Source organism: Blastocatellia bacterium (assembly GCA_016713405.1).
In the GTDB taxonomy this organism is placed as follows: Bacteria; Acidobacteriota; Blastocatellia; order Chloracidobacteriales; family JADJPF01; genus JADJPF01.
The window spans coordinates 281,642-299,948 of the sequence record JADJPF010000027.1 but is presented as its reverse complement, the minus strand read 5'-3'; the positions used below and the strand labels follow the sequence as shown (position 1 = coordinate 299,948).

General features: G+C 35.0%; 14 protein-coding genes and 2 pseudogenes. 11 read left to right on the top strand and 5 right to left on the bottom strand.

The genetic code is table 11. The features are described from left to right. The 3 genes and pseudogenes from IPK14_27040 to IPK14_27030 form a co-directional block, all read right to left on the bottom strand. Entirely contained in the window at positions 1-1,071 is a 1,071-nt protein-coding gene (locus IPK14_27040; protein MBK7996894.1) for a YvcK family protein, read from the bottom strand. 83 nt (positions 1,072-1,154) lie between these two features. Further along, positions 1,155-2,816, bottom strand: a pseudogene (locus tag IPK14_27035) (NAD(P)/FAD-dependent oxidoreductase). Positions 2,817-2,904: 88 nt separating this feature from the next. After that, positions 2,905-3,684 carry a glycosyltransferase family 2 protein gene (locus IPK14_27030; GenBank protein ID MBK7996893.1) on the bottom strand — a complete coding sequence of 260 codons (780 nt, stop codon included), beginning with the start codon at positions 3,682-3,684 and terminating at the stop codon, positions 2,905-2,907. A 100-nt stretch (positions 3,685-3,784) separates the two neighbouring features. Between IPK14_27030 and IPK14_27025 the strand changes: the two genes are divergently transcribed. Beyond that, a complete protein-coding gene (locus IPK14_27025; GenBank protein MBK7996892.1) occupies positions 3,785-4,204 on the top strand; it encodes a biopolymer transporter ExbD in 420 nt (139 codons plus the stop codon). A 107-nt stretch (positions 4,205-4,311) separates the two neighbouring features. Here IPK14_27025 and IPK14_27020 read toward each other — a convergent pair whose 3' ends face one another. Together IPK14_27020 and glnA are read right to left on the bottom strand one after the other, a co-directional pair. After that, positions 4,312-4,758 carry a hypothetical protein gene (locus IPK14_27020; GenBank protein MBK7996891.1) on the bottom strand — a complete coding sequence of 149 codons (447 nt, stop codon included), beginning with the start codon at positions 4,756-4,758 and terminating at the stop codon, positions 4,312-4,314. A 286-nt stretch (positions 4,759-5,044) separates the two neighbouring features. Then, positions 5,045-6,454, bottom strand: coding sequence for a type I glutamate--ammonia ligase (gene glnA / locus IPK14_27015; protein ID MBK7996890.1), 1,410 nt, complete (start codon positions 6,452-6,454; stop codon positions 5,045-5,047). A 292-nt stretch (positions 6,455-6,746) separates the two neighbouring features. Here glnA and speA point away from each other — a divergent pair. From speA to IPK14_26965, 10 genes and pseudogenes are all read left to right on the top strand, one after another. Beyond that, positions 6,747-8,640, top strand: a pseudogene (gene speA / locus IPK14_27010) (biosynthetic arginine decarboxylase). Between the two features lie 12 nt (positions 8,641-8,652). Next, positions 8,653-9,363: an NUDIX domain-containing protein gene (locus tag IPK14_27005; GenBank protein MBK7996889.1), complete on the top strand. Its 711-nt coding sequence runs from the start codon at positions 8,653-8,655 to the stop codon at positions 9,361-9,363. Positions 9,364-9,401: 38 nt separating this feature from the next. Beyond that, on the top strand, positions 9,402-9,641 hold the full coding sequence (locus IPK14_27000) for an MBL fold metallo-hydrolase (protein MBK7996888.1): 240 nt from the start codon (positions 9,402-9,404) through the stop codon (positions 9,639-9,641). A 31-nt stretch (positions 9,642-9,672) separates the two neighbouring features. Further along, on the top strand, positions 9,673-10,149 hold the full coding sequence (locus tag IPK14_26995) for an MBL fold metallo-hydrolase (protein ID MBK7996887.1): 477 nt from the start codon (positions 9,673-9,675) through the stop codon (positions 10,147-10,149). A 4-nt stretch (positions 10,150-10,153) separates the two neighbouring features. Beyond that, positions 10,154-10,489: a hypothetical protein gene (locus tag IPK14_26990; protein MBK7996886.1), complete on the top strand. Its 336-nt coding sequence runs from the start codon at positions 10,154-10,156 to the stop codon at positions 10,487-10,489. A 69-nt stretch (positions 10,490-10,558) separates the two neighbouring features. Next, a complete protein-coding gene (gene recO / locus IPK14_26985) occupies positions 10,559-11,320 on the top strand; it encodes a DNA repair protein RecO (protein ID MBK7996885.1) in 762 nt (253 codons plus the stop codon). A gap of 99 nt (positions 11,321-11,419) precedes the next feature. Further along, positions 11,420-14,011 carry a pyruvate, phosphate dikinase gene (locus tag IPK14_26980; GenBank protein MBK7996884.1) on the top strand — a complete coding sequence of 864 codons (2,592 nt, stop codon included), beginning with the start codon at positions 11,420-11,422 and terminating at the stop codon, positions 14,009-14,011. A gap of 66 nt (positions 14,012-14,077) precedes the next feature. Then, the gene (locus tag IPK14_26975) at positions 14,078-15,163 is read left to right on the top strand and encodes a DNA methyltransferase (protein ID MBK7996883.1); all 1,086 of its coding nucleotides are present in this window, start codon (positions 14,078-14,080) and stop codon (positions 15,161-15,163) included. 110 nt (positions 15,164-15,273) lie between these two features. Next, positions 15,274-15,660 (top strand): response regulator, encoded by a 387-nt coding sequence (locus tag IPK14_26970; protein ID MBK7996882.1) that lies wholly within the window; start codon positions 15,274-15,276, stop codon positions 15,658-15,660. Positions 15,661-16,049: 389 nt separating this feature from the next. Next, on the top strand, positions 16,050-18,263 hold the full coding sequence (locus tag IPK14_26965; protein MBK7996881.1) for a tetratricopeptide repeat protein: 2,214 nt from the start codon (positions 16,050-16,052) through the stop codon (positions 18,261-18,263). Positions 18,264-18,307: the final 44 nt, after the last annotated feature.

Below are 18,307 nucleotides of genomic sequence, written 5' to 3'. Positions count from 1 at the left end.
CTAAACATTAAGTTCTTCTAATTTAAGGGTTTCTGATTTTGTGGTTTGTTTTCTAAGTTTGTCTTGGTAAGCCTCAAAGATGGCTGTAGCTAGGCTTTTAGGGCAATGTCTTACTTTATCAGACGTTTCATCTAATAAATTTCTTGCTATTACATTAATTTCTTGTTGAAAAAAATAAATTTCTTGTTCCCTAGACTCAGATAATCCTATTTGGACAGCACCATCAGCTAAATAAGTGTCTTGTAAGCTTATAGGTATTGGTTCAGAGTTAATTACTATATAATCAAGGTTTAGTGCTGGAGCAGCATCAAAAATTGCTGATAAATGTTCTTTAACACCTAGGCCAGTAGTTTCTCCAGGTTGAGTCATGATGTTTAGAATAAAGATTTTTATCGCTGAAGATTCAGCAATTGCTTTTGGAATGCTTGAAACAAGTAGGTTAGGAATAATGCTAGTAAAAAGTGACCCTGGGCCTAAAGTAATAATATCTGCTTGATGAATGGCTTGGAGGGTTTCTTCTAATGGCAAGCATTTTTCTGGTGAAAGACCTATTCGTTTTATTCTGGGGCCAAACTTAGATACAGTTGTTTCTCCTTTTATAACTTGGCCGTTGTCAAGTTCTGCAACTAAACCCACATCTGTAGTTGTTGAAGGAAAAATACGCCCTCGTATGGCTAAAACATCGCTAGAAAGCTTAATTGCTTGTAAAAAATCACCTGTAACACCTGTTAGGGCTGTAAGAAAAAGATTTCCAAAACTATGACCATTTAAGTTTCCATCACCAGAAAAGCGATATTGAAATAATTTTGTTAGCAATTGGTCATCTTCAGAAAGTGCAACCATACAATTACGTATATCTCCAGGTGGCAAAATATGAAATTCCTCCCTTAAACGTCCTGAAGATCCTCCATCATCAGTTACAGTTACTACTGCTGTTAATTGTGCTAAGGAAATACCCCAAAAATTATCATAATTTCTTCCATCATTTACATAATGTTTTAAGCCCGAAAGTAGGCTGGCTAGTCCTGTACCTCCTCCAATTGCTACTAAATTTATTGAATCTTTTTCCATAAAACTTTCCTAAAAATTTAATTATTTATAAGCCTTATAACAGTGCCAACTTAAAGATAGTTCATTATAGAAATGACATAAAATTATCCGGCTTCTTCATGATAAACCATATCTAGGTTAATATCCCAAAGATTTGTTTTATCTTCTTTACCAGCAATTATATTATCTACCGCAGTTATAGCGGTTAACATACTATGGTCTTGGTTATTATAGCGGTGCATTCCATTACGTCCAATTAAGAATAAATTTGGAATTTGATTAACATAATTGCGTACTACATCTAGTTCATCATAGCTACCAAAATAAGCTGGATAGGCTTTAGGCATACGAAGTACACAAGCATCTAACACATCTTCAGCTAATAAAAAACTAATTTTTTCCATCTCTTTGATTGCAAAAGAAATTAGCTCACTATCAGGCTTTTTCCATAATTCTCCGTCTTCGCTAACAAAATACTCTAAGCCAATCCAAGTAGTATTTTTTCTATCCGCCACCATGTAGGGACTCCAATTATTAAAGATTTGCACTCGTCCTACCCGTACATCACCTTCTTGAATATAAATCCAATTATCTGGTACTTCGGTATCTATTCGGCCATCTTTTTCTTTAATATTAAGCTTTTTTACAAGCAATCCTACAGTCAAAAAATCTCTATATTGCAGCCCATTTGCAACTTGTATAACTTTTTCTGGCGGTCGGGGTGTAATCATATTAATTAATTCTTTGATAGGCATTGTAGAAAAGAAATAATCACAGCTAATTTGTTGTTTTTTTCCTGTTTCCAAACATTCAACGCTTATAGATTGAACTTTATTTTCCACAAGTTCTACCCCACAAACACGAGAGCGAAAAGAAACTTCTCCACCACAGGAAAGCACTTGATCTAGGGCGGTTTACCAAATTTGACCCGGCCCATACTTAGGGTAATAAAACCTGGTAATTAGACTAGTTTCTCTTTCTTTTTGTGCTTTTTGAAAATCACTACTTAGCAAATCTTTTATAGCATGCGTTAAGGCTCGTTTTAATGATAAACCTTTAACTCGTTGCGCTCCCCAATCAGCACGAATTTCATGGCATTTTACTCCCCAAACTTTTTCTGTATAGTCTCTAAAAAAAGTGCTATAAAGTCGATGTCCAAAACGGTTAATAAAAAACTCATCCAAATAAACTTCATCTTTTACTGGGAAAATTTGTGCATTAATATAGCTTAATCCTATAAGAAAGGTATTCCAAAAACCTAGCTTTTTAGCTACAGATAAGGTTATTCCTAGAGGGTAAGGAAAAAAATTTCGTTGGTAGAAAATCCGAGAAAGTCTTGGTCGGTGTAACATGACTTGTTCTTCTTTTTCTGGGTCAGGTGCTACACGTTTTTTAGAGTTACTTAAATTGTTAGGGAAATAGTTACTTACTTGATACCCATTATTTGCTTCCGGACAAATATAATCCACCAAAACTTCTACAGCATACTCAACATCATGATTTTTTTCTGCTGTGTCGGCAGCAGGTGCGCCTTGAGGCGGCAAAATATTAAACCACCATTGCATTATACGTTCACTTTTAGAAAAAAAACGATGTCCTCCTATATCAATTCGGTTTCCTTTGTAATTAAAGGTTTGAGCAATCCCACCTATGGCCGAAGTAGATTCAAATATAACAGGTTTAATATTAGTGCGCTTAAGCAATTCATATGCAGCAGTAATACCTGCTGGGCCTGCCCCAGCAATTACAGCTTTTTGTTTATTCATAAAAGACAGTTAGCTGAAATACGATAGTTAGAATTTTTGTTTTGCTATTAATATCTTAAAAGACATAGTTTTACTATTAGTAAATCTTCTATAATAACAGATTATTTACTTTATTTTCTTGTCTTAAAGTAAATAATTGGCTATTTAAACCATATTTTACAATTAGATAGAGAATCTTAACTCCAGCCTTAATACTTCCGCTTAATGTACCGCTAATCTTAGATTTACCTAAGCGTTGCTTATAGCGTACAGGAACTTCTTTAATTTTTAGTTGATGTTTTAAGGCTTTAATTTGCATTTCTACTGTCCAACCAAAATTTAAGTCGCTCATTTGTAAATCTTTTAGCTTACTTGCTTTAATGGCTCGAAAAGGCCCTAAGTCACTATAGTTAAAACCCCAAAATAGCTTAATTAGCCTAGTAGCCAGCCAATTACCAAATATTTGTTGTGGAGTAAGCGCACCTTTTTCTTTATTTCCCAAAACCCTTGAACCTATTACTAAATCCATATTATCAATAATAATAGGTTTAACAATTAAGTGTAAATCCTCTGGATAATCGCTATAATCCCCATCTAAGAAAACAATAATGTCTACTTCTGGTTTAACCAACTCTAGCCCACTTAAACAAGCTTTTCCATAACCTCGTTTTGGTTCAAATACTACTTCAGCATCAAAGCCCTTTGCTACTACTGAAGTAAGATCACTACTTCCATTATCTACAACAATTATTTGGTAAATAGCTGGTAGTTCTGCCAACACTTTTCCAATAGCTTTTTCTTCATTAAGTGCGGGAATTATTACAGCAATTTTTGATTGGTTAGAAATATTTTTTTCCAAAAGTGAACCGTTAAATTTTGAGTTAAAAATTTTCAACTATTAATTTTAGCTATGCTAGTTTTAGGAACAAAATTTTATCTTTGGGGTCAAAAAAATCAATCTTTCTAATTTTTACTTTGGAGAAAATTTTATGGAAAAACCTAAGACTTCCCCTTCTACTTCTCCATCTATTAATGTAACACCTTTAATAGATGTTTTGCTAGTATTACTAATTATTTTTATGGTAATTACGCCTGTTAAACCACATAAATTTGACACTAAGACCCCAGAAAAACCTGATCTAAGCCAAGAGTCTTTAGCCCCTTCTCCAACTTTATTAGTAGTAAGTATTAGTCGTAATCTTGAACTTACGCTTAATTCTCAGCCTATGGAGTTAATAGAGTTAAGTAGCCAATTAAGCACAATTTTACAACAACGTAGTTTAGACCAACGCACTCTATTTATTAAGGCCCCTAAAGATATTCGTTATGAATTTGTTACTAATGTAATTGATAATATCAAAGCCGCAGGTGCTGACCCAATAGGGTTACAAATAGATTATTTAGAATAAAACTTTTAATTAAAAAGTTGTGCCACTAGTCATAGCACAACTTTTTAACAATTAAGTTATAAAACTAGCAACAAATTCTTAAAAAGTTTGTTTTGCTTCAAAATTTTCTACCAGTTTGCTAATAACTGGCATTTTCCACATTTCATTTTGATAGGCTTAATCATAGCGATTATAGCCATTACCAAAAAGGCTAGTGAAACTACTAAAGAAACAGGAATCATCAATAGTGCTAACATCCAACCAATAACAGGCACATAGCTAAAAATAGTACCAACTATGCTAAGTACAATCGAAAACACAATAGCTACAGCTAAAAGCATCACTGATTGTAGAGAATGAAAGCGTACAAAACGGCTTTCTTTAGGTTCTGTAGCTAGAAAGATTACTGCAAAAATTACACCAAAAGGAACATAACAAAGTAGCCCAGCAATATTAAAATCTAAGGAAAGTACTTGAGTTTTATTACTTGCCAAAGGTTGCTGGGAATAATATGGTTGTTGTCCTTGTCCAGGTTGTAAATCAATAATAGGTTGTTGGCTATTAAGTTGATCCATAAAGCCTCCTTTTGTTGATTAGTTCTCAACAATCATTCAGCAATATTTATGCCAAGTAATTTAGTTAACAATTATTGATTTTCAAAACTTTGTTTTAAGAAAAGAGCTATTAAATATAATTGTAAATATTTATAAACAAAGTAGTTATAGGTATTTATAATTTTATAAAAACTTCTTAGTAGATTTTCAAATAGCAATCATTTGGGCAATATCCACAGTCTTTGCGGATTCTTTCTAATAGGATCGTCAATCTAAGCTTAAATTAAATTGACGATCCTAGAAAAAATTAAATATCAAAATACATAGCAAATTCTAAAGGATGTGGACGTTGGCGGATGACATCAACTTCCTTTTTACGTTTATATTCAATCCAACGAGAGACTAAATTTTCTGTAAAAACGTCGCCTTTTAGAAGAAAATCGTGGTCTTGTTCAAGTGCTTTTAGAGATTCTTCTAATGAACCTGGCAAGCTAGGAACATTTTTTAGCTCTTCTGCTGGCAAATCATAAATATCTTTATCTAGCGGCTGACCTGGGTCAATTTTATTTTGAATTCCATCTAGCCCAGCCATTAATAAAGCAGCAAAAGCCAGATAAGGATTGCAACTTGGATCAGGTGGACGAAACTCTATACGCTTTGCTTTAGGATTTTGTGAAAACATTGGGATTCTTACAGCAGCAGATCGATTACGCGCTGAATAAGCTAAATTTACTGGTGCTTCAAAGCCTGGAACTAATCGTTTATAGCTATTAGTCGTAGGTGCAACAAAAGCAGCTAGTGCAGGAGCATGTTTTAAGAGTCCGCCAATATAGTAAAGTGCTGTTTTAGAAAGCCCTGCATATTCTTCACCAGCAAAAAGCGGCTTTTCACCTTTCCATAAGCTTTGATGACAGTGCATTCCGCTTCCATTATCGCCAAACAAAGGTTTGGGCATAAAGGTAGCTGCTTTACCATAAATATAGCAAGTATTTCTGACAATATACTTAAACAGCATTACATTATCAGCCGTAGCAAGCAAAGTAGAGAAGCGAAAATCTATTTCACATTGACCACCAGAAGCAACTTCATGATGGTGGCATTCTGCTTCAATACCAACTTCATTTAGATTAAGAGCTATTTCCGAGCGCAAGTCTTGAAGTTTATCTACAGGTGGGACAGGAACATAACCTTCTTTATGGCGAATACGATAACCTAAATTATTAGTTTGTCGTCCACTATTCCAATTACCTTCTTCACTATCAATTAGGTAAAAGCAATGATTAGGGTCATTTTGATAGCTAACACTATCTAAAACAAAAAATTCTGCTTCTGGGCCAAAAAAGCAAGTATCTGCAACACCAGTAAATTGCAAATAGCTCTCAGCACGTCTAGCCACACCACGAGGGTCTAAAAAATAAGGTTCTTTAGTGATCGGATCAGCAACATCAGCAATTATACAAAGTGTTGATTCCTCAAAAAATGGATCAACCCAACAACGATTAGCATCAGGTAGTAGTAACATATCTGATTCATTAATTGCTGCCCATCCTCTTAAACTAGAAGCATCAAACCCAAAACCGTCTACAAAAGAATCTTCTGAAAGTTGATTTATGGGAAAAGTCATATGATGCCATTGCCCAACTAGATCAGTAAAACGTAGATCTACAAATTTTACTTGTTTATCAACAGCAAAACGGAGTACCGTTTTTGCGTCCATGGTAATCCTCCAAAAATTAAATTTTACGTAAAATAACAAAGATATTATTTAGTATAAATTACTAGCATTAACCTCTTAGTCACCGTCTGGATAACTAAACAAGTTATCTAAACGGAAGCAGCAAGCTTATGTCAAGGAAAAGTACCGATAAATCACGGTTTTTCTAGCAGATAAATCACCTAAGAAACAAGAAAAAAGCTTTTGACACCCTTTAGTTAATTTGCTAAATTTCGTCGCTTATAAAATAAAATAAATTTACTTTTATAGTTGGAGGCAGAAAGAAAAAAAATACATGAAAAATACGCTTGAGGAAACAATACAAACTTATGGCATTGAAAATTGGGGTGCAGGTTTTTTTGGTGTCAATAAAAAAGGGCATCTTATCGTCCGACCTGCCGAGGATGATGTTTCTAGCGTTGATGTCTTAGAAGTAGTAGAAGATCTGCTACGTCGTGGCGTTAAATTACCTATAATCCTTCGTTTTCCTCAGCTACTCTCTCACCAAGTCCGTAAGCTTACTAGTAGTTTTCAGAACTCTATTAAAGAATATAACTATAAGGGTAATCATTTATGTGTTTTCCCAATGAAAGTTAACCCTAGACGAGATGTTTTAGAAGAAGTTTTAAGAGAGGGCCGACGCTATAATTTTGGTGTAGAAGTAGGCTCAAAGCCTGAACTCTACGGTGCTTTAGCCGTAGAACAATCCCCAGATTCTTTACTAGTTTGTAACGGTTTTAAGGATGAAGCCTATATAAGACTTGCTTTTATCGGACTTCGAGCGGGAAAAAAAATTAATTTTAGTTATAGAAAAAGTAGAAGAGTTAGACATAATTTTACATCAAGCAAAAGAATTTAATATCAAGCCAAATATTGGTATTCGTGCCAGACTTTATTCTCGTGGGTCAGGACGTTGGGAAAAATCTGGTGGAGAAACTGCTAAATTTGGTCTTACAACAAGCGAAATGCTAGAAGTCGTCCGCATACTTAGAGAAAATAATATGCTGGACTGTTTGAAGATGCTTCATTTTCATATTGGTTCACAAATTACTGATATCAAACGTGTTAAAAATGCTATGAAAGAAGCAGCCCGTGTTTATTGTAAAATTCGTGCCATGCATATTGACGTAGAATACCTTAATGTAGGCGGAGGTATGGGAGTAGATTATGATGGTAGCAAAACTAGTTTTGATTCCTCAGCAAACTATACAATGCAGGAATTTGCAAACGATGTAATTTATACAATTAAAGGCGTTTGTGAGGACGAAGATATCCCGGAACCAAATATTGTTACAGAATCTGGACGAATTGTTGCAGCATTTCATGCAATGATTATTACTAATATTCAAGATGAAATCGAAACCGTATTAGATGATATTTCTAAAGTAACTACTAATGAAGATGACCCACAGGTAGTTATTGAATTAAAAGATTTAGTAGAGCATGTTAGCTCTAAAAATTATCGGGAATACTACCATGATGCTTTAGAGCATAAAGAAGAGCTATTTACTTTATTTAATTTAGGTTTGATCACACTAGAAGACCGTGCAAAAGGTGAAGCTTTATTTTGGGAAGTTTGCGAAAGAGCTAACCGTTTTGCTCAACAATCTAAGCTTATTAGTGAAGAGTTTGATGATCTTCAAAAAATTCTTAGTGCTAAATACCTCTGCAATTTTAGCATTTTCCGTTCTGTTCCTGATAGTTGGGCAATTGAGCAACTTTTCCCAATAATGCCAATCCATAAGCTTAACTCTCAACCTTCTGAGCATGCAACCTTAGTAGATCTTACTTGTGATTCAGATGGTATTATTGACAAGTTTGTAGACTTAAAAGATATTAAGGAAACCTTAGAGCTACATCATTTTTCACCTAAAGATCCTTATTATTTAGCATTTTTTATGATAGGTGCTTATCAAGAAGTAATGGGAAATTTTCATAATCTTTTTGGAACACTAAACGAAGCGCATGTCATTATTAACAGAGAAAATTATTTAATCAAAAAAATTATTACTGGCAGTAACTTAGGAGATGTGCTAGCTTTAGCTCGATATGATAAAAATTTTCTTTGGGAAAATTTCCAAAAACAACTTCATGAACAAGTTAAAATAGGTCGATTGACTGAAGCAGAAGCAGCCGAGCTACATAATGAATATGAAAAGAAAATTACTAACTATACTTATTTAGGGTAAAAACAACAAATTATGACAGGAACTGCTAAACCAAGTATCCCAAAAGATGCTGCATCTATTGTATTAATGCGTAACACTAGGGATCCTCATTTGTATTGGGTAAAAAGGGCTGATACTTTAGCTTTTATGGCTGGAGTAACAGCTTTTCCTGGTGGACAACGTGATACAGCAGATGGAGAAATTCCTGTCTTAAATGCAGAAAGCCCTGAATCAGCACAAATGATAACTTGTGCTATAAGAGAAATGTTTGAAGAAACTGGAGTGTTAATTGCCTTAGGAATAGAGCATATTTCCAAAGAGCAACTAGCTTCCCTTAGACAAGATTTATTAAAAGGATCACGTAGTTTTAAATCTATTTTAATGACAACTGGAGCAAGCCTAGATGCTAATTTGCTTACTCCAGCAGGCCGTTGGGTGACACCTCCTTTTGCTCCACGTCGTTTTGATACTTGGTTTTTTCTTGGATGGTTGCCTAAGAATCAAGAGCCAGAAATTATTATTGGTGAACTAGTAAAAGGTGGTTGGATAGCTCCTCAACAAGCATTAAACTCATGGCAAAAGGGCGAAGTATTATTAGCCCCACCAACACTTCATATAATCCGTACTTTGACTGAAGGTTTATCAATAGATATAAGCGCACGTTTAATGTCAGTTCCTGAAGCTAATCGTAGTATTGTACGTAAAATTGAAATGTATGATGGGATTTTGCTTTTCCTGTTCTAACACCTACCTTACCACCTGCAACCCACACAAATTGTTATATTGTTGGTAGAGAAGAATTTGTTATTATTGACCCTGCTTCACCATATGAAGAAGAACAAGTTCAACTAGCTAATTTTATTGATAGCTTAATAGCAGAAGGCTGTAAACCCCGCGAAATTTTGCTTACACATTTTCATCCAGATCATGTTGGTGGGGTAGCAAACTTAAAAAATCGCTTAAATATTCCTGTCCGAGCGCATCCACTTACACAAAAAAGTTGGAGAAGCTTTTCATATTGACCAAATAATTGAAAATAATGAATTAATTCTATTGCCAGGAGATCTAGATTGGCGACTTAGAGCAATTTACACTCCAGGACATGCTCAAGATCATATTTGCTTTTTTGAAGAACGCACTGGAGCATTAATTTCTGGCGATTTAATTGTTGGAATGAGAACTGTAGTAATAGATCCGCCTGAAGGAAATATGCAGCATTATTTAGATTCATTAAATCGAGTTGGTCAACTTCCTATAACCGCTATTTTTGGTGCGCATGGTGCGCCAATGGGGGGCGCACATGCAAAAGTAAATCAATATATTTCTCATCGTCTTGCCCGCGAAACTAATATAATAAAAGCCATTGAACAAGGCTCAAGTACTGTTGCAGAAATCGTCAAACAAGTTTATACAGATGTGCCAGAAAAAATGCACAAACTTGCCGAACGTTCTGTTCTTGCACATTTGGAAAAGTTAATCCAATCAGGTCAAGTTGTTGAGCAACTTGGTCATTACAAGTTAGTTGGATAAAACTATGTCATTACTATCATCACCATCATCAAATACGGAAGATATGCCTCGCTCAGAAGCTTTATGGAAACGCATTCTAAAACAAGTCCTTATTGCTGTTTTTGCTTCTTCGGTAATGTTAGCTATTTATTTAATGGTAGTTAATGACCGTAAGGAAGATGAGGTTGTAGGAAAACATGCTTATGTAAGTAAAAATGGTAGTTATGTAGGAGAAATTAAAGGCAAAGGACTAAAAAAAGGCATTAAAGTTTATTACATCAAACAAGCTACAGGATCAATAATTTCTATGTCTGAAAGCTATATTGAAGTAAAAGATAGCCCTCCAAAATATGATTTTTAATTAATTTATAACAGGTAAATTCTTAATTTACTAAAAATTTAACCTAACCTCTAAAACACCTATAAAATTATGCCTCTTCATCAAACAACCGCTTTTATTTTACGTACCTTTCCACTTTCAGAAGCAGATAAAATCTGTGTATTACTTACTCGGTCTTCTGGTGTAATTCGAGGGGTTGCTTCTGGAGCAAGAAGGATGAAAAGCCGTTTTGGTGCTAGTTTAGAACCATTTACAGAAGTAAGTTTAACCTATCATGAAAAAGAAGGCCGTGAGCTTGTAAAAATTTCTAATTGTGAAATTCTGCGCTCTCCATTTCATTATGCAGGCAAAACAGAAAATGCAGCAGCACTTTCTTATCTTACAGAACTACTTTGTGAATTTTCCCCAGCACATGAAAAAAATGAAAAACTTTACAGGCTAGTTACAGCTACAATGGAGGCAATGAGCAAAGAGCTTTCACTATCAAGTTTATTAAGATATTTTGAAGTTTGGTTACTTAAAATTTCTGGATTTTTTCCTGACTTAAATAAATGTGTTGGTTGTAGTAGTGAAATTGCTGAGTCTAGTGGCGTTTGGCTAGCACCTGACGGTGCGCCTCAATGCTATGGTTGTAGTGGTGCAAGAGGAATAGCAATTTCTAGTGAGTTAAAACAATGCTTTGCATCAATACTACGTAATAATCCAAGTATTTTTGCTGGGCAAACTAACCCAACTGAGCATTTAACAGCAATAGAAGATATCAGTTACCGTTTAATTCGTCGTACTATTGAGCGAGATTTGCGTTCTTATAGCTTGATGAATCAAGTACAAGCAGAATCTAAACTTACTTAACTACTAACAATAAATATCTTATTTTCAATAAGGTGAGGCCATTATTATGACTAATTATGTATATCTTTTGCCAATGGGCAAGCAGATGGTAATGCAAGCATGAAAGATTTACTTGGGGGGAAGGGTGCTGGACTAGGAGAAATGACTAATGCAGAGCTACCTGTTGCACCAGGATTTACTATAAGCACACAAGCTTGCACAGCTTATTACAAAGCCGATCAAGCATTTCCTCAAGGAATGTGGGAAGAAACTTTAGCAGCATTAAATAAGGTAGAACAAGCCACTGGAAAAGGGTTTGGAAATAAAGAAAATCCGCTACTTGTTTCCGTTCGTTCTGGAGCTAAATTTAGTATGCCTGGTATGATGGATACAGTATTAAATCTAGGGCTTAATGAAGAAACCCTTCAAGGTCTTGCTGCTTTAACCCAAAATGAACGTTTTGCCTATGATGCCTACCGCAGATTTATACAAATGTTTGGCAAGATTGTACTTGATATAAGCCCAGAAAAATTTGAGCATATTTTTGACCACCAAAAACATAAAGTTGGAGTCAAAGAAGACACTGATTTAACAGTTGATTCATTAAAAGAAGTTTGCCACCAATTTAAGCAGTTAGTTAAAAAAGAAACTGGTAATGATTTTCCAACAGATCCCCTTCAACAATTAGAGTTATCAATTCGTGCTGTTTTTGCGTCATGGAATGGAAAACGCGCTATAGATTATCGTCGTGTTCATAGAATCTCTGACGATCTTGGAACTGCTGTAAATGTTGTAGCAATGGTCTTTGGCAATATGGGAAATGATTCTGGCACAGGTGTAGCATTTACCCGTAATCCTTCAACAGGTGAAAAAGAACTTTTTGGCGAATATCTAGCTAATGCTCAAGGTGAAGATGTTGTGGCAGGCATTCGTACACCAAAGAAAATTTCACAACTAAAAGAAGATATGCCAGAAGTCTATGACCAATTTGTTAAAGTTGCTGAAATGCTAGAGCGACATTATAAGGATGTCCAAGACTTAGAATTTACTATTGAGCGTGGCAAATTATGGATGCTTCAAACCCGAAATGCTAAACGCACAGGTGCAGCAGCAATAAAAATTGCTGTTGATTTAGTTGAAGAAGGAATTATTGATAAAGCTACAGCCGTCACTAGAGTAGAGCCAGGCCATTTGGATGCGTTACTTCATCCAATGATTGACCCATCAGAAAAATTAGAGGTTTTAGCTAAAGGCTTGCCTGCTAGCCCAGGTGCTGCTAGTGGTAAAGTTGTCTTTTCTCCAGATGAAGCAGAAACTTTAGCTAAAGAGGGCGAAAAAGTAATTTTAGTTAGAATTGAAACCGCGCCAGATGATTTTCATGGAATGGTTGCTGCTCAAGCAATCCTAACGGCTAGGGGTGGAATGACAAGTCACGCTGCTGTTGTAGCTAGAGGAATGGGAAAATGCTGTGTTGCTGGTTGTAGTGATTTAAGTATTAGCTATGAAAAAGAGCTATTTAGAGTTGGCACTCAGGTAGTAAATAAAGGTGATTACATCACTGTAGACGGCACTTTAGGACGTGTAATTTTAGGTCAAGTTAAATTGATTGACCCTCGTCCAGATGAAAATTTCCATAAATTTATGACTTGGGTTGATGAATTTAGAAGACTGCGAGTTAGAACCAACGCCGATACTCCGCATGACTCTGAAGTAGCACGAAAATTTGGTGCTGAAGGCATTGGGCTATGTCGTACAGAACATATGTTTTTTGAAGGCAACCGAATTGATGCTATGCGAGAAATGATTGTGGCTAAAACTCAAGAAGAAAGACAACACGCACTTAGCAAAATAGAACCATTCCAAACAGAAGATTTTATTGGAATTTTTAAAGCAATGGATGGCTATCCAGTAACAATTCGCACACTTGACCCACCATTACATGAATTTTTACCACATGAACAAGAAGAAATTGACGAGCTAGCACAAAAGCTAAACATTCCAAGTGCTGAGCTTACCAATAAAATTAAAAGCCTCTATGAAGCTAATCCAATGCTAGGGCATCGTGGTTGTCGTCTTGGTATTGCTTACCCAGAAATTACCGAAATGCAGGCTAGAGCAATCTTTTCTGCTGCTGTTACAGTTAAACGACAAGGTGTAACGGTTATTCCTGAAGTGATGATCCCGCTTATAAGCGATGTAAAAGAGCTAATTTCACAAGCAACCCTAGTTCGCAAAGTGGCTCAAGAAGTCTTTGAAAAAGAAGGTCTTAGCGTTGATTATTTAGTTGGAACAATGATTGAACTACCTCGCGCCGCACTAACAGCAAATAAAATCGCTACAGTAGCAGAATTTTTCTCATTTGGCACAAATGATTTAACTCAAACAACTTACGGTTTAAGCCGAGACGACTCTGGTCGCTTTTTACCACTTTATGTAGAGAAAAAGATTTTTGCCGAAGATCCTTTCCAAGTCCTAGATCAAGAAGGTGTAGGAAAACTAGTTGAAATGGCTGTACAACTAGGACGCGGTGCAAGAGAAAATCTTAAAGTTGGTATTTGTGGCGAGCATGGCGGCGAACCAAGCAGCGTAGCTTTTTGCCATCGTGCAGGGCTAAATTACGTTAGCTGTTCACCTTATCGTGTTCCTATTGCGCGACTTGCTGCGGCTCAAGCTGTTTTAAGCGAAGGAAAAGCCAACTCTCAAACAGCTTAAATAAAACTTTTTAACAAAGTTTGGGAGTACAAGAATTTCGTTTGTACTCCCATATAGTTTCTTAAAATGTCTACTCTTTCTAAAATTATTAAACTCAACAAAAATAACTTCTTACAGATCCTTGAAGAACTAAAGCTTTCCTTAAACATAACTGACTTAAAAAATAACATTACTCAACTAATCACTAATTTATCAGACACAGATAATAATTCTTTATTTCTTCCAAACTCATTAAATATAGAATCAATAGAAATTAACCAAGATTATTTGACTAAGGAATTATTACAAATAAAAGATGCTCAAACTTTAGACCGAGCAATTTATTATATTAAGCGGCTAGAAAAAGCTGTAACAAGCATAAAAACTAGTGATATTAATGATATAAACATAAATCGCTGGAAAGAATATGATGAAATATTAACTGATAGTTTATGGATAATAGATAGACGAGATAGTAGCGGAGTACATTCTGCTGGTTATTGGGGAAATTTTATTCCACAAATTCCAAACCAAATGATGAAAAGATATACTAAAAAAGGTGATTGGGTTTTAGATACTTTTTTAGGTTGTGGGACAACTTTAATTGAAGCTCAAAGACTTGGACGAAACTGCATTGGTGTAGAACTTCAAGCAAATATTGTAGAAAAAGCTACTAATTTTATTAATAGCGAGCCTAATAATCATTTAACTACTTGGAAAATACTTAATCAAGATAGTGCTGCAATTGATTACAATTGCATACTAAAACAACTAGGTATTAATTCTGTCCAACTAGTAATAATGCACCCACCTTATTTTGACATTATTAAGTTTAGTGAGGATCCAAAAGATTTGTCTAATGCTAATTCTGTAAGTAATTTTTTGGTTATGCTAAAAAATGTTGCAGCAAATGCAGCTAGTATTTTGGACAAAGGACGCTATTTAGTTCTAGTTATTGGCGATAAATATGTTGATGGTGATTGGATTCCGCTTGGTTTTTTAGCAATGAATGAAATATTAAATTTAGGTTTTTCATTAAAAAGCATTGTAGTCAAAAATTTTGAAGACACTACTGGCAAACGAAATCAAAAAGACTTATGGCGGTATCGTGCTTTGGTTGGGGGTTTTTATATTTTTAAGCATGAGTATATTTTTATCTTAAAAAGAAAATAGCTAAGCATAGCTCATCATAGCCTATTGACATATCTCTATAGGTAGGCTTATTATCAGCTAATTTTCGATCTTCATTTAATAATACTAAGTCAACTCTTTAGGATAAAATAATGAGTGAAAAACCTAAGTTACTTGTTATCGATGATCAGCCATTTATTGTAGCAATCTTTACTGAATTATTTAGAAGTGATGAGTTAGAACTTATTAGTGCTTCTAATGGCGAAGATGGTTTAGAACTAGCCTATCAACACCAACCAGATCTAATATTTTTAGATATAGAAATGCCTCGCATGGATGGGATCTCTGTTTGTCGTCGTTTAAGACAAGATAGCCGGTTTCAATCAATACCTATTTTCCTACTTTCGGCTAAAGGGGAAAGCCCTTCAGATGAGGAACAAAAGGAAATTGGGGTGACAGGCTATTTAACTAAGCCTTTTAGCCCACTGCAAATTTATGGTTTAATAAAACAACATTTAAATATTTCAGCAGATTTTTAATTATATAGTTTATTAACTGTTGCCCTACCTTACTAAAAAAGATAAGCCCTAAAGCTTATCTAGCCGCCGATCTAAACACAACTAAATTATAGGGTTGTAGCATCTTAGCCTTACAAAAGATGAGCAGATAATTGCAATTCTTTGCTCTGGTGATATAATCGAACTATTATTTTTTATTAAGTGTTTTTTTCTCTAACAGATAATTTAACAGTTTGCTTTATCAAATATAAAAAATTAAATATAAAAAATAAATTTTCCGCTAGGGTTAGTCTTTAGACTTAAGTATGTCTATAAACTACTTTATTCCAAAAACTTGGAGGTTGGTGTAAGTCTATTAATTAAGTAATTTATCGAGAAAATAGAGTTCACCTTTTCTTGTGATGAAAAAAATGCCATGGAGTTTAATAAATATTTTTGGATTAATTTTAGTATTTTTTCTAATTTTTAATAATGTATTTGCTTTACCAAATCAAAATCAACCTAATCAACCTATTATTGATATTCTTAATTATAAAATTGAAGCTGAATTAATTCCTGAGACTAATACATTGCGTGCTAATACTGCCGTTACATTTCAAGCATTGAAGAACACTCTATCAGTAATTTTTGAAATAAATGGAGCATTGAAAATTAGTAAAATCACTAATCAAGATGGCAAAGAATTACAATTTGTTCAAGATACAGTAGACGCGCTAAATGTTCGTATTGATCTAGGAACATCAATAGCGGCAAATCAACCTGTAACACTAAATTTTATTTATGAAGGAATCTTAGTATCTCCTCAAGGAGGCGTTTTAGCAAACAAGCGGCTTGCATATATTGGACAAGAAGGATCTTACTTAAGCTATGCTGCACGTTGGTTTCCTTTTCATGGTTATGCCGCTGATACAGCAACTTATCAAATCTCTTTAATTACACCTGTAGATTATTTAGTTGCAGGATTAAGCACAGAAGCGATAGAAACAAAACCTTTTGTTGTAGAACCCCCTCCAGCACCTGAACCAGAGCCAGAACCAGAACCAGTTAAAAAACCAACTAAGCCAACTCCAAAAAGACCTAGTAAAACAACTAAACCTGCTACTACAAAACCTACTCCTAAAACAGGTAAACCAACACTACCAGTTTTACCAGTTTCTTATGTTGTTGCAAACAACCAAGAACCTACGGCACCAATAAGTGGGCCAAGAAATATACATACTTTTGTTAGCACTAAAGCTGTACTGCCAGGAACATTTGCTATAGCTCGTTATATCACCAGAAATATTAAGACATCTACAGGTGAAATAAATTTTTATATTAAACCTGGTAGTGAAGCAGCAGCAGAAAAATATGCTGAAGCAGTTAGCCAAGCAGTTGATTTTTATAATAATAAATTTGGTGCTTATGCTTTTGGTGACAAATTAGTTTTTGCTGAGATTGATAACGAATCATTAGATAGTTTAACTGGTGCTGGGGTTACACTTCTTTCAGAAAAAACTTTTCGCTTAACAGATGTTCCTAGAGAACTACTTTATAGAGAGACTGCATATCAATGGTGGGGTCAAGCTGTAGTGCTTAAGTCTTTTGATGAAGTTTGGCTCTCTCAAGGTTTAGCTCAATATAGTGCTTTAGCTGTTTTAGAAGCTAACACCCCAGAAACAGTTTTTCGTGAAGTTGCTCGTGGTGCAATGGAAAGAGCCATGGCATTTGAATCACAAACCTCTATTGCTCGCGCTCCTTTAGAGCTTGATGATCAATCAGAAGCCTATCGATCAATTATGTTTTACAAAGGCGCATTTGTTTATCGAATGCTTAAACTAGTTGTAGGTGAAGAAACTTTTGATAAATTACTTAAAACTTATTACCAGGAATACCAAGGAAAACCAGCAGCTATTTCTAATTTTGAATCATTGGCTAATAAAGTAATAGGAAAAGATATGCGCTACTTCTTTGGTCAATGGGTTGATGCTACAGGCGTTCCAGAGTTTCGCGCTGATTATCAAATGCTAAGAACTAAAAATAACACTTTTAGGATTCGTGGAACAATAAACCAAGAAGTGGACACTTTTAGTATGCCTATAGATGTTGAACTTCTTTATGAAGGTGGTTCAGAAAGAACTCAGCTAAATATGACAGGCAGAAGTGTAGATTTTAGCTTTGAAGCAAAGGGAAAACCTTTAGATGTTATAGTAGATCCTGATAGCAAATTGCTAAAAGTATCTGAAGAAATTCGCATTTCTGTTATTGTCCGACGAGGAATTGAGCATTTTCGTAATCAAGAATATCCTGAAGCAGAGCAACAATTCCAAGCGGCTATTAAATTAAACCGCAGTAGTTCTTGGGCTTGGTATAATTTAGGGCTACTTTATTTTGAGCAAAGAAATTACCCTAAAGCTAATGATTGTTTTGGTGAAGCTTTAGAATTAGACTTACAACCGCGTTGGGTGCAAGTTTGGTCACATATTAAGCGTGGCAACTGCTACGATGCTTTAGGACAAAGAGAACGTGCTGTTGCTGAATATCAAAAAGCAATTCAAGTAGGCGATAATCATGATAATGCACAACAAATTGCTCAACAGTATTTAAGCGCACCTTATCGCCGAGAACAAACGGCTCAAAATTAAAATAAAAATAAAAATTCTAGGAGGTTTAGCCAGTAAACTAAAAA